Source organism: uncultured Streptomyces sp., from assembly GCF_947488945.1.
Classification (GTDB): domain Bacteria; phylum Actinomycetota; class Actinomycetes; order Streptomycetales; family Streptomycetaceae; genus Streptomyces.
Window position 1 is genome coordinate 41,822 of record NZ_CANLBS010000026.1, and the last position, 11,663, is coordinate 53,484.

Sequence of the window (11,663 nt, forward strand, 5' to 3'; positions counted from 1 at the left end):
CCCGGCCGGGCGGGCGAGCGGCCCGACACGGCCCACCGCGTCGGGTGGGTGTGCTGGTGCTGAACCAGGGCATGCCACAGGTCACCCGGCAGGTCTTGGGGCGCGGTCTCTTCTCTGCTGCGTCTCATGAGACCTGTCTAGTACGGCACGGGCCCGGCCCTCCGATCCGTCGGAGGGCCGGGCCCGTGCCGTATGCCGACCTGCTCGGCTGGTCTTTCCTCAAGTCCGCTCCTTCGCTGATCGCGAAGCAGCAGAATCTAAAACACCGGTATTGCGCCTACAAGATGATTACGGTGCCCACCGACGTGAGTGAGGTGACCCCGCCGGGGGTGGCGCAGCGCAGGAGATTCGGCTGCGGGCCCACTGTCTCGTAGAGATAGTTGCGGCCGCTGAACTCTCCGGACGCCACGATCCCGGTGTCCACCTGGACGGCCTGGCCCGCAACGTAGGTAGCGCTCCGGCTGTAGTTGATGGTGCTGCTTTGGCCGTTGTTCCAGGAGATGGTGTAGGTCCCGCTGCTCGTACCGGCCAGGCTGTTGCACGAGCGGACGACGGTACTGCTGGCTGTACGGGTTCCGGACGTCAGGGTGGGATCGTCGGAAACGCACGTGCGGTACCTGGCATCGAAGCTCAGCGTTGTGGACTGCTCGGTGAAGGTCAGGCCGGGGCTGAACTGGGTCTCCAGTGTGACGGCGCACGTCACTCCCGAGGGGCTTCCTGATTCGGAGGCATGGGCTGTCCCCGTTGTGAGGAACATGGTGCCTGCGATGAGAGAGGAAGCGCCTGCCACGCAGGCGAAACGCTTCAGCAAGGTGAATTTCATTTCACTTCCCGGGGGCACGGCGGGACAGAGCCGTGATGAAGAGGGCCAGGGGCAGGAGGAGCGCGGTGAGGAAGGACAGGGGATGCCGGATCACTGTGGTTCTCCTCAAGGGCGGGGTGGGGCATGCGTGCTGCGGGGCGCCGAGGGCTCGGTGAGTGACCGCCAGAGGGTCAGAGGGGGGCGATGATCAGGGTGTTGAGGATGCTGTTGGTGTCGCTGAGGCCGGTGGTGGAGCAAGCGGTCAGGTTGAGGTTGGGTTCGACGGTGGTCTGGGTGGCCGTCTGTCCGATGCCGAGGCCGGCGGTGACCGCGCCGACGGAGATGACGGTGACGGTGCCGTCGGCGGCCCGTGCGGCGGTGACGGCCGGGTAGGTGACCGTGCTGGAGGCGCCGGTGTTCCAGTGGTAGGTGATGGTGCGGGCCGGCAGGGTGAGCGGCGTCTGGACCGACAGCAAACAGCTGGTGGTGACGGTGCGGGTGCTGGTGCTGGAGGCGCTGCTGATGCCGCCGAGCAGGGAGAGGCAGCTGAAGTTCTCGCTGATGTCCAGCTGGTGCGCCTGGGAGGTGTTGGTGAGCGGGGGCGTGTAGTGGGTGTTCCGGCTCCCGGTCAGGCACGTGACGTCGATCGGGGTCGCGTGCGCGGTGGACGGCAGCGCGATGGTGCCGGCCAGTCCCAGGAGCAGGCTGGAGGCGAGCATCGCGATCTTCCGCGTGCGCGTCATGGGATTCGCGGTTCGCATCGTGGGTCCTTCTGTCGGCTGTCGGGGAGACAACGGCGTGCATCACAGTGGCTGGTCTTTGCCTTCACGAGCAGCCCACCCGCCGGGCCTGATGCGTGGCGGGCGATTCCGGTAGGCGGGGGAAGGAGGCGCGGGCGGGTCGGATGGTCTGCTGCTTCCAGGCCCGAGGCTCTCTGTGGAGCGACGGGGGGGTGGAGCGGTGCCGGTGGTGGGGTGCCGGCGCGGCCCCGGGGGTTCGGTGGGGGGCGGATTCAGCAGAGGATCACCAGAGAGGTGACGGCGGTGCAGGATCCGCTGCTGGTGTTGTTGGCGGGGACGGGATCGGCCGTGGTGGCGGTGGCGGTGGTGGAGACGGGGAGGGCGCCGAGGGAGAGCAGGCTGAGCTGGGCGGTGTACGTGTAGGCGGTGGTCTGGCCGGTGGCCAGGGTGGGTGCGGTGCACGTGACGGTCTTGGCGGTGGCATTGAAGGTGCAGGCGCCGGGGAGCCCGGTCACGCCGCTCACCTGGGCGGGCAGGGTCGTAGTGAGGTTGACGCCGCCGGCGGTGTCGGGGCCGTTGTTGGTGACCTGGGCAGTGACACTGATGGTGCTTCCCACGGCGGAGCCGGTGAGGGCCGTACCGGAGGACAGATCGGCCTGGGGGGCGGCGGTCACGGTGACCGTGGGACCGGGCCGGAGGAAGTTCGTGCCGGAGATGTCGGCGGAGCCGTAGTAGAGGTCGAACTCGCCCGCGGGGGTGCCGGGATCCACCCGCAGGGTCAGGGAGCCGGACTTCGTTGTGGGAGCCGTCGAGCCGCCCACCGGGACGAAGTACTCGGTGGCGAGTTCGCCGCAGGCAGAGACATTGCCGGTACAGGAGACGAGCGAGGTGAAGTCCGGCAACTCTCCGAGTGCGGAGTCCTTCACACTGAAGATCACCCGCCTGTTGGCGCCGGCGGGCAGGTCGATGGTGTAGTCGACGGTGAAGGTCTCCCCCGCCACGACGGTGGAGGGGGTGGCGGTGACGGTGTCGGCGGCGTGAGCCTGGCCAGGTACTGCCATGATCATGAGGGCGGCCATGAGGGCCGTCATCAAGCCGGCCAGAAACCGGTCTCTGGGAAACGTGAAGCGCATGGTGTGCACGGTCTCGGCTCCTTGGGTGCGGCGTAGGTGGCGGGCAGCCGGGGGTCGGGGCGGCGGCACTCGCCGGCAGAGCGCACACGCGCCGTGCCCTCGCGGGGCTCACGGGCGGCCGCTCTCGTCGTCCGGCGGACAGTGACCGGCCCCGGGGATCCGACCGCGCGAACCAGGGCGGCCAGTCGGCATCGGTGGGCGGTTGCCTTGTGACACCAGCATCATCAGTTCGCTCGGACACCGGTGCCATAGCCCTTCAGGAGGGGCGCGCACACTCCTCCGCACGAGCGCGTGGGGGCGCGCAGATCAGCGCCCCGTGTGCGGCTTTCACACGGGACGCACGGCGGGATGGCGGCCGTGGCGAAATCACCGGCAGGTGATCAACGGGGTGTTGTGGCGGTTGCGGGCCGGTGCCCCGTGGCGTGACCTGCCGGAACGCTACGGGCCGTGGCAGACGGCTTACGAGCGGTTCGCCCGCTGGGAAGCGGACGGTACTTGGGCCCGTCTGCTCGAACAGGTCCAGGTCCTCGATGACTCCGTCGGAGCCGTGGAGTGGACGGTGTCGGTGGACTCCACGATCAACCGGGCCCATCAGCACGCCGCCGGCGCCCGAAAAAAGCGGCGGCAGCGGGGGACGAACTGGAGGATCCGGCACGCGTGTCGGCTGGCCAGGCGCTGGGCCGGTCCTGCGGCGGGCTGACCACGAAGATCCATCTCGCCTGCGACGGCCGGGGCCTGCCCCTGGCCGTCGTCGTCACGCCCGGCAACGTGAACGATTCCACCGTTTCGACACGGTCATGGACGAGCTGAGGGTGCCCCGGACCGGTGCCGGGCGGCCCCGCCGCAGGCCCGATGCAGTCATCGCGGACAAGGCGTACTCGTCCCGCGCGATTCGTCAGGTCCTGCGCAGGCGAGGCCTTCAGGCCGTGATCTCGGAGCGGGCCGACCAGACGAACAGCGCCGGACTCTGGAATCCCAGATCAACACCCTGCTGGAGGCCCACCCTCTTTCCCAGGTCCTGACCTCGATGCCCGGCGTCGGTGTCAGGACCGCCGCAGTCCTGCTGACCACCGTCGGCGACGGCACCAGCTTCCCCACCGCCGCCCACCTCGCCTCCTACGCAGGCCTCGCCCCGACCACCCGGCAGTCCGGAACCTCGATCCACGGCGAACACGCACCACGCGGCGGAAACCGGCAGCTCAAACGCGCGATGTTCCTCTCCGCCTTCGCCTGCATGAACGCCGACCCGGCATCCCGGGTCTACTACGACAAGCAACGAGCCCGCGGCAAAACCCACACCCAAGCCCTCCTCCGCCTCGCCCGCCAACGCATAAGCGTCCTGTTCGCCATGCTCCGCGACGGCACCTTCTACGAATCCCGGACCCCGAAGAACGTCGAACTCGCCGCCTAACCCACCACCCGAACCACCCCAAACCCGCCAGGGATGCCTTGACGAACGACATAGAGGCACCCCCCGCTCCGGACCAGCCGGAACTGGGGCAGCCGTCGGCGCGGGACGGGGAACACGGAGCGTGCCCTGTGTCGCGGCCGGCGGGGGCGGTGGTCGGGAACGGCGGCACCACCCCAGGGTCCGGGGGCGGGTGCCGGCCGTCGTCGGGCAGGCGCAGGGCCTTATGGGCCTTACCGGGTCCCGGATGTCCGTTTGCCGTAGCGCCCTTCTGCGGGGCCTTCACCGATCGGCGCTGGCTTGAAAAGGCCGACCCCTTACGGGAGGCCCGGTGATCCCGGTGGGCGCGGTACCCGACGCCTGCCCTTTCCGGCTCGGCTGACGCCCGGCAGGCGACGCGGGAGGTCAAACCGGCCGGCCACGCCTCGCTCCCGTCGTCACGCGCCTTCACCCTCGTCACCGGACAACGGGGACGGTGCCGGGCCCGTACTGCCTCTAGGGACGAGCTCCACAGGCAGGACCACGTGGCGCCCCCGGTACGCCTCGGGGTCGTGGATCACGCGGTGGGCCAGCTCCGCCGCCGCCTCGCCCAGCCGGCGGGCGGGCTGCGCCATCGTGGAGAGGTCCCACGGCTCGGACATCGCGTGACCGTCGAAGCCGAGGATCGACATCCGTTGCGGCACTGGGACGTTGACCCCGCGCAGCACCGTGAGGAGCCTGAAGGCGATGTCGTCCGTCTCGGCGAAGATCGCCGTGGGAGGCTCCGCGAGGCTGAGCAGCCGCCCCACCGCCGCTTCCAGACTCGGTCCCTGCCACTCGGCGACATGGCGGACGAGGTCGTCGTCCCGCTCGATACCCGCCTCCGCCAGGGCGGTGCGATAGCCGTCGAGGCGGGCCCTGCTGCTCCAGGCGAATCCCGAGGCGTCCGCGGGCTCCAGGTAGGCGATGCGCCGGTGGCCCAGGTTGAGCAGATAGCGGGTGCCGCGCTGGGCGGCCTCCACGTCGTCCACGTAGACGCCGGCTCTGCCTTGTTCGTGCTGACTGACGAAAACCAGCGGCATGCCCAGGTCATCCAGGCGCGCGCGCTCCTCGGGAGAGAGCGCGAAGCTGACGACGAGCAGGGCGTCGGCGTTGCGGCGGGCCGGCAGACGGTCGAAGAACTGTGCGCGCTGCTCGGCGGTGGTGACGCTGTAGACCAGCATGTCCAGGCCGACCGCGTTCAGCGCGGGCGCCATACCGGCCAGCGCCGCGCCCAGGAACCAGGAGTCGAGGTTGGGCACGAGCACGGCGACACGCCCCGTACGCCCCGTGACCAAACTGGACGCGCTGCGCGAGATCGCGAACGACAGCTCGCGCGCCGCCTTTTCGACGCGCGCCCGGGTCTCCGGGGACACCGTCGACAGACCGCGCAGCGTGCGCGAGACGGTCGAGGGCGAGACTCCGGCCCTCTGGGCGACATCCGCCAGCGTGGCGCCCCTCACTGCGGATTCACCGACCATGCGCTGGACGCTAACACAACAATCACCTCGCACCGCTAACCACTTGGCAGCGCTGTCATCATGTATTTCCACTATATGCAGGCGACTGTGACCATTGACACGACTCATGAACCTCCCTAGCGTGACAGCGCTGTCATTCGACAGCCCAAGGGAGGGAGTGCGCCATGACCCTGGACCGCAGAGCACTGCTGACGAGCGCTGCGGGCGTCGCCGCGGCGGGTCTGCTGGGCGGGTGTGGAGGGAAGGACCTCGACGACCTGCTCACGCAGGCCGCGACCGTCCCCCGAGAACCGGCCCGGCTGACCTGGTGGGTTTCCGAGATCCCCTCCCGGCGGGGCGCCGTCGTCGCGGATCTGATCATCCGTGCCTTCGAGCGGCGGCACCCTCTCGTCCGCGTCTCGAAGATCAACGCCCTGTCCACCTCGGACGGCAACCGCAGCGCCATCGCCACCCAGCTCGCCGGCGGGTCCCCCCAGCCCGACGTGTATCTGGGCGACACGACCTGGCCCGCGCAGTTCGGCCACGCCTCGCTCGCACTGCCAGTGGAGACGCTGCTTCCCAGCGGCTTCTGGGACGCCTTTCCGGCTGCCCTGCGTGACAGCTCCACGTTCGGTGGCAGCGCCTACGCGGTTCCGTTCTTCACCGACAGCACCTATCTCTTCTACCGCAAGGACCTCCTCGCCAAGCACGGGCTGCGCACCCCGCGCAGCTGGGAGGAGCTGCTGCACACCTCCCGCACGGTGCAGAGGGCCGGCGACGTGGAGACCGGGTTCCTGTGGCAGGCCGGGGTCTCCGAGTCGCTGACGGCCAACGTCACCGAATTCCTCGCCGACGCGGGCGCCGAGGTCCTGGACGCGCGGGGCAGGGCCGTACTGGGCGGGGCCGAGGCGGAGCGGGCCTTCTCGCTCATGGCCGACTTCACCGCACACGGAGTCTCGCCCCGCACCGTGGCCACGTACAAGGAGTCGGACTCGCAGGACGCCTTCGCCAACGGGCGCGGGCTGTTCCTGCGCAACTGGTCGTACGCCTGGGTCAATGCGAGCAATCCGAAGGTCTCCCGTGTCAGTGGCAGGATCGCGGCCACGCCGCGTCCGGGCTTCGATGGGACCGGCCGGTCCGGTGTCTCCTGCGCGGGCGGCTGGAGCAATTTCGTCAACCCCAGCTCCCAGGAACTGGGTGCCGCCGTGGAGTTCGCCCGGTTCTGCGCCGGGAGCGAGGTGCAGCGCCTCCTCGCCCGGGAGGCCGGCGTCATCCCTGCGATGACCTCGGTGCTGAGCGGCCCTCAGGCGCGTGCGGCGGGCGACCCGACGGTCCTGCGCGCGGCTGACCTGCGACTCGTCGCCCGGCCCGTGCAGACCCCGTACTACCCGCAGGTCAGCAAGGCGCTGTACACCCCGGCGAACGCGGTCGTACGCGGCAGCCTCTCACCCGCGGCCGGTGTCCGCGCCGCACGCGAGGGGCTGCGTACGGCCCTGGAAGGAAAAGCGCTGTGAGTTCAGTACAGCAGACGAGGACAGCGACGAGGACAGCGGTGACGGCGACGACCGGCCGTACCGGCGACGCACCGCCCCGGTCCCGGGGGTACCCGAAGAGCGCGCCCCCAGGCTTCGCCGCCCGCCGTCGCGCCCGCACCGGGTGGCTGTTCGCCTCCCCCGCTCTCCTGGTCATCGCGGCGGTGACGGTCTTCCCCGTCGTCTTCTCGCTGGTGCTGTCTTTCTGCGAGGTCCGGCTGGAGTACGGCGGCCTGCGGATCGGCTCGCCCACCCTCGCGCACTACGAAACGCTTCTGACGCACTCCGAGTGGTACAGGGCACTCGCGTTCACGCTGGGCTTCACCGTCGTCTCGGTCTTCATCGAGCTGGTCCTCGGGACGCTCACAGCGCTCGTCCTGGAACGGCTCGGTGCTGCCCGCGGGTGGATCCTCGCCCTGCTCCTGCTGCCGTGGGCGCTGATCAACGTGGTCGCGGCGCAGCTGTGGTCGTATCTCTTCAACGGCACCTACGGCGCGGTGACCTGGCTCTGCGAGCAACTGCTCGGCACCCGGCCCGACATCCTCGGTGAACCGGTGCCCGCGATGGCGGCGATGGTCGCCGTCGACGTGTGGAAGACGACGCCGTTCGTCGCGATTGTCGTGCTCGCCGGTCTGATGCTGATCCCGGGCGACGTCTACGAGGCCGCCGAGATCGACGGGGCGAGCGCCTGGACGACGTTCTGGAGGGTCACGCTGCCGCAGCTGCGGCCCATCGTCGCCATCGCGGTCCTCTTCCGCATCCTGCAGGCGTTCGGGATCTTCGACCTGCCGTTCGTCCTGACCCAGGGCGGCCCGGGGACGGCCACCCAGTCGGTCGCGATGCTGGGGTACCGGATCCTGTTCCAGAACCTCGACTTCGGGGGTGGTGCCGCCGTCGCGATCACCACCGCCGCCATCGTCCTGGCCTGCTGCCTGTTGTTCCTGCGCGTCTTCCGTGCCCAAGCCGACGAGGAGGGGCGGGCATGAGCCGCCACGTCCCGCGCACAGGCGTGCGCCGTTACGTCAATGCCGTCAACCTCGGCGGGCTGGTGATCGCCGTGTGCGCCACGCTGCCCCTGATCTGGATGGCGTCCGCCTCCCTGAAGGGGCCCGGCGAGATCAGCGCGACGCCGCCCTCGCTGCTGCCGTCCCCTCCCACCCTCGGCAACTACGAGACGGCGTTCTCCCGGAACGGCATCGGCCACTACTTCCTCAACAGCGTCGTCGTGGCCTGTTGCTCGACGGTGCTGATCCTGTCCCTGGCGTTCTTCGCCGGTTACGCCCTCGCCCGGCTGCCTTTGCGCGGCCGCGGGGCCATCATGACAGCGCTGCTGATGCTGTCGGTCTTCCCGCCGATCGCCCTGCTCGTGCCACTGTTCCTCATGGAGCGTCAGGCAGGGCTGCTCAACAGCTACCCGGGGCTCATCATCCCGTACGTGGCACTGAATCTGCCGTTCGCGATCTGGATCATGCGCAACTACCTCAGCGGCATCCCGGGGGAACTGGAGGAGGCCGCGGCCATCGACGGTGCCGGCCCGCTGCGCACCGCCGTGACGGTGATCCTGCCGCTGGCCCGGCCGGGGATGTTCACGGCCGGGGTGTTCTCCTTCACCGCGACCTGGTCGGAATTCCTGCTCGCGCTCACCTTCAACGGCTCCGACGACCGGCGCACCGTCTCCGTCGGCATCGCCCTGTTCACCAGCCAGTACCAGGTGCCGTACGGGGTGATCTTCGCCGGCGCGATGGTCGCCACCGTGCCGATCGCGGTCCTGGTGCTGATCTTCCGCCGGTCCGTCGTCTCCGGCATGACCACCGGCGCGGTGAAGGGCTGACCGGGCCCCGTACAGCGTGACGGCCGGTCCGGCCGTCACGCTCCTGACTTCCGCACATCCGAACCCCGTCCTGGGCGCAGCCCGAGAGGTACACACATGCCCCACCACGACTCCCCCGCCCCCTCCCCGTCCTCCCCCTGCGACGCGGACTGGTGGCGACAGGCGGTCATCTACCAGATCTATCCCCGCAGTTTCGCCGACTCCGACGGCGACGGAGTCGGCGACATCCCCGGCGTCACCTCACGGCTGCCCTACCTCGCCGACCTCGGTGTGCACGCCGTCTGGCTGAGCCCGTTCTACCCTTCACAGCTCGCCGACGGCGGCTACGACGTCGCCGACTACCGCGATGTGGACCCGCGGCTCGGCACCCTCGACGACTTCGACAAGATGGTCGCCACGGCCGGCCGGCTCGGCCTGAAGATCATGGTCGACATCGTCCCCAATCACTCCTCCGACCAGCACGTCTGGTTTCAGGAGGCACTGCGGGCCGCGCCCGGATCGGCCGCCCGCGAGCGCTACGTCTTCCGCGACGGGCGGGGGGACGACGGTGAACTGCCGCCCACCGACTGGCCGTCCAGCTTCGGCGGCCCCGCCTGGACCCGGATTGCGGACGGCCAGTGGTACCTGCACCTCTACGCGCCCCAGCAGCCCGACTTCAACTGGGACAACCCCGAGGTCCGTGAGGACTTCCACGACACCCTGCGGTTCTGGTCAGACCGGGGTGTCGCCGGTTTCCGCGTCGATGTCGCCCACGGCCTCGCCAAGGACCTGCGCGCACCGCTGCGCGACCTCGGTGACCAGCAGAGCTACCAGCCCGACGCCCTGCCGGCCGACGGCAGTCATCCGCTGTGGGACCGCGACGCGGTGCACGAGATCTACCGCGGCTGGCGGCAGGTTTTCAACTCGTACGACCCGCCGCGCTTCGCCGTCGCCGAGGCATGGGTGGGCACCTCACGGCGTATGGCGTACGCCTCCGCCGACGGGCTGGGCCAGGCGTTCAACTTCGACTTCCTCGGCGCACGGCTCGACGCCGACGAGATGCGCGCCACCATCGAGACGGCGCTCGCCGACGCCCGCGACGCCGGTGCGACGAGCACCTGGGTGCTCTCCAACCACGACGTCGTACGTCATGTCTCGCGCTATGCCCTGCCCGGCGACCACCGCAAGCGCGACATCGAGGCGTGGCTGCTCACCGACGGCCGGGTGCCGGCCCCGGACCTGGCGGCGGGTGAACGCAAGGCGCGGGCCGCTGCCCTACTGATGCTGGCGCTGCCCGGTTCCGCGTATGTCTACCAGGGTGAGGAGCTGGGCCTTCCCGAGGTCGCGGACCTGGACCGCGCGGACCTCCAGGACCCGATGTGGATACGCAGCGGCGGACGCGTCAAGGGGCGCGACGGCTGCCGCGTACCGCTGCCGTGGACCACTGAGGGCACCAGCTTCGGGTTCGGTTCCGGTGGCTCGTGGCTTCCGCAGCCCTCCGGCTGGGGCCGGTATGCGGCGGAGGCACAGGGCGGGGACTCGGAATCCTTCCTGGAGCTGTACCGCGAGGCCCTGCGACTACGTCGCACGCTGGTCACGGACGAGGCGCTGGCGTGGGCCGGCCCGCAGGAACCGGTACCTCAGGGGCTGCTGCACTTCGAGCGCACCGGGGGCTGGCAGACCGCCGCCAACCTGTCCGACGAGCCCGTGCGGCTGCCCCAGGGGGAGGTCCTCCTCACCTCCGCGCCGCTCACCGGTGACACGCTCCCGCCGTGGACTACCGTCTGGCTGCGGACCGGGGCCGCGTCCGTCTCCCGGCCCGGCCGCTGAGGCACGGCGTTCGGCCCCTCGCACCATGAGCGGAGGGGCCGGCTCACGGCCGGGCTCCGCGGCGCCAGCGGTCCGGGTAGATCCGTCCTGCGTACAGGGGGAGTTCGAGCGGGAGTTGGTCGTCCGCGAACGGGTCCCACACCCGGGTGAGGCCCGCCGTCCCCCGTGCGCGCACCCTCCGTGCCTCGGCGAGGTCCAGCACGTCGGTCAGGACCTCCTCGGGGCCGGGCCCGGCCTCGGCGCGCGTACGCCCCTCGGGGTCCACGACGACGCTGCGTCCGATGCCGTCGGGCGACGCCGCGTTGAGACTGGCCATGAAAACCTGGTTCACGATCGCGTTGGCCTGGGCCAGCACGACCTCCTGGGCGCGGTCGACGGTCGGTGTGCGCACCAGGTTGAGCACGAGGGCGGCGCCCTGCCAGGCCAGGTGGCGGGTGGTCTCGGGGAACCAGGCGTCGTAGCAGATCGTCAGGCCCACGCGTCCGTGGCCCTCCAGGTCGAAGACCACGAAACTGCTGCCGGACGCCGTGGTCTCGTACGGCCGCCACGGGAAGATCTTGCGGTACTCGGCGACCCGTTCGCCGGTGGGCGAGTAGACGGGGGCGGTGTTGTAGATCTTGCCGTCCGAGCCTTGTTCGTAGACGCTGCCGGGCACGAGCCAGATGCCCAGTTCGCGGGCGAGGGCCGCCAGCCGGGTGCCGCGAGGGCCGTCCAGCGGCTCGGCCGCCTCGGTCATGACCGTCCCGGGATCCTCGCCGGGCTCGTGGCCACACAGATGCAACTCCGGGTAGGCGAGCAGGCGTATGCCGGGATGCGCCTCGACGACACGGCGTACGTCCGCGGCGAAGGCGTCCGGATCATCGGCTTTGTGGTGGAGCGCGGCCGCCTGGACCAGGCCGATCGACAGGGGGACCGTCATAGTGGGCAACT

The 11,663-nt window shown here is 70.2% G+C and carries 9 protein-coding genes and 2 pseudogenes; 6 read left to right on the forward strand and 5 right to left on the reverse strand.

Annotated elements, in window-relative coordinates:
- Positions 1–277: 277 nt before the first annotated feature.
- The 3 genes from Q0994_RS29745 to Q0994_RS29755 all read right to left on the reverse strand — a co-directional run bounded on the left by Q0994_RS29745 (position 278) and on the right by Q0994_RS29755 (position 2,675).
- Positions 278–823, reverse strand: coding sequence for a hypothetical protein (locus Q0994_RS29745; protein ID WP_299540765.1), 546 nt, complete (start codon positions 821–823; stop codon positions 278–280).
- Positions 824–993: 170 nt separating this feature from the next.
- On the reverse strand, positions 994–1,545 hold the full coding sequence (locus tag Q0994_RS29750) for a hypothetical protein (protein WP_299540767.1): 552 nt from the start codon (positions 1,543–1,545) through the stop codon (positions 994–996).
- Between the two features lie 269 nt (positions 1,546–1,814).
- A complete protein-coding gene (locus Q0994_RS29755) occupies positions 1,815–2,675 on the reverse strand; it encodes a DUF11 domain-containing protein (RefSeq protein ID WP_299540833.1) in 861 nt (286 codons plus the stop codon).
- 352 nt (positions 2,676–3,027) lie between these two features.
- Between Q0994_RS29755 and Q0994_RS29760 the strand changes: the two are divergent.
- Both Q0994_RS29760 and Q0994_RS29765 read left to right on the forward strand, forming a co-directional pair.
- Positions 3,028–3,625: pseudogene (locus Q0994_RS29760) on the forward strand (IS5 family transposase); the annotation flags it as partial.
- Between the two features lie 2 nt (positions 3,626–3,627).
- Positions 3,628–4,086 (forward strand): annotated as a pseudogene (locus Q0994_RS29765) (transposase); the annotation flags it as partial.
- A gap of 434 nt (positions 4,087–4,520) precedes the next feature.
- Here the strand turns inward: Q0994_RS29765 and Q0994_RS29770 are convergent.
- Complete coding sequence (locus tag Q0994_RS29770; protein WP_363325586.1) at positions 4,521–5,582, reverse strand: LacI family DNA-binding transcriptional regulator; 1,062 nt, start codon at positions 5,580–5,582, stop codon at positions 4,521–4,523.
- 164 nt (positions 5,583–5,746) lie between these two features.
- Between Q0994_RS29770 and Q0994_RS29775 the strand changes: the two genes are divergently transcribed.
- The 4 genes from Q0994_RS29775 (at position 5,747) to Q0994_RS29790 (ending at position 10,733) form a co-directional block, all read left to right on the forward strand.
- On the forward strand, positions 5,747–7,075 hold the full coding sequence (locus Q0994_RS29775) for an extracellular solute-binding protein (protein WP_299540770.1): 1,329 nt from the start codon (positions 5,747–5,749) through the stop codon (positions 7,073–7,075).
- The gene (locus Q0994_RS29780) at positions 7,072–8,079 is read left to right on the forward strand and encodes a carbohydrate ABC transporter permease (RefSeq protein WP_299540773.1); all 1,008 of its coding nucleotides are present in this window, start codon (positions 7,072–7,074) and stop codon (positions 8,077–8,079) included. Before Q0994_RS29775 ends, Q0994_RS29780 begins: the two co-directional genes overlap by 4 nt.
- Complete coding sequence (locus tag Q0994_RS29785; RefSeq protein ID WP_299540776.1) at positions 8,076–8,924, forward strand: carbohydrate ABC transporter permease; 849 nt, start codon at positions 8,076–8,078, stop codon at positions 8,922–8,924. The genes Q0994_RS29780 and Q0994_RS29785 overlap by 4 nt, the downstream gene beginning before the upstream one ends.
- 96 nt (positions 8,925–9,020) lie before the next feature.
- On the forward strand, positions 9,021–10,733 hold the full coding sequence (locus Q0994_RS29790) for a glycoside hydrolase family 13 protein (protein WP_299540778.1): 1,713 nt from the start codon (positions 9,021–9,023) through the stop codon (positions 10,731–10,733).
- 43 nt (positions 10,734–10,776) lie between these two features.
- Here the strand turns inward: Q0994_RS29790 and Q0994_RS29795 are convergent, their stop codons facing one another.
- Positions 10,777–11,652 carry a carbon-nitrogen hydrolase family protein gene (locus Q0994_RS29795; RefSeq protein ID WP_299540780.1) on the reverse strand — a complete coding sequence of 292 codons (876 nt, stop codon included), beginning with the start codon at positions 11,650–11,652 and terminating at the stop codon, positions 10,777–10,779.
- Positions 11,653–11,663 lie beyond the last annotated feature (11 nt).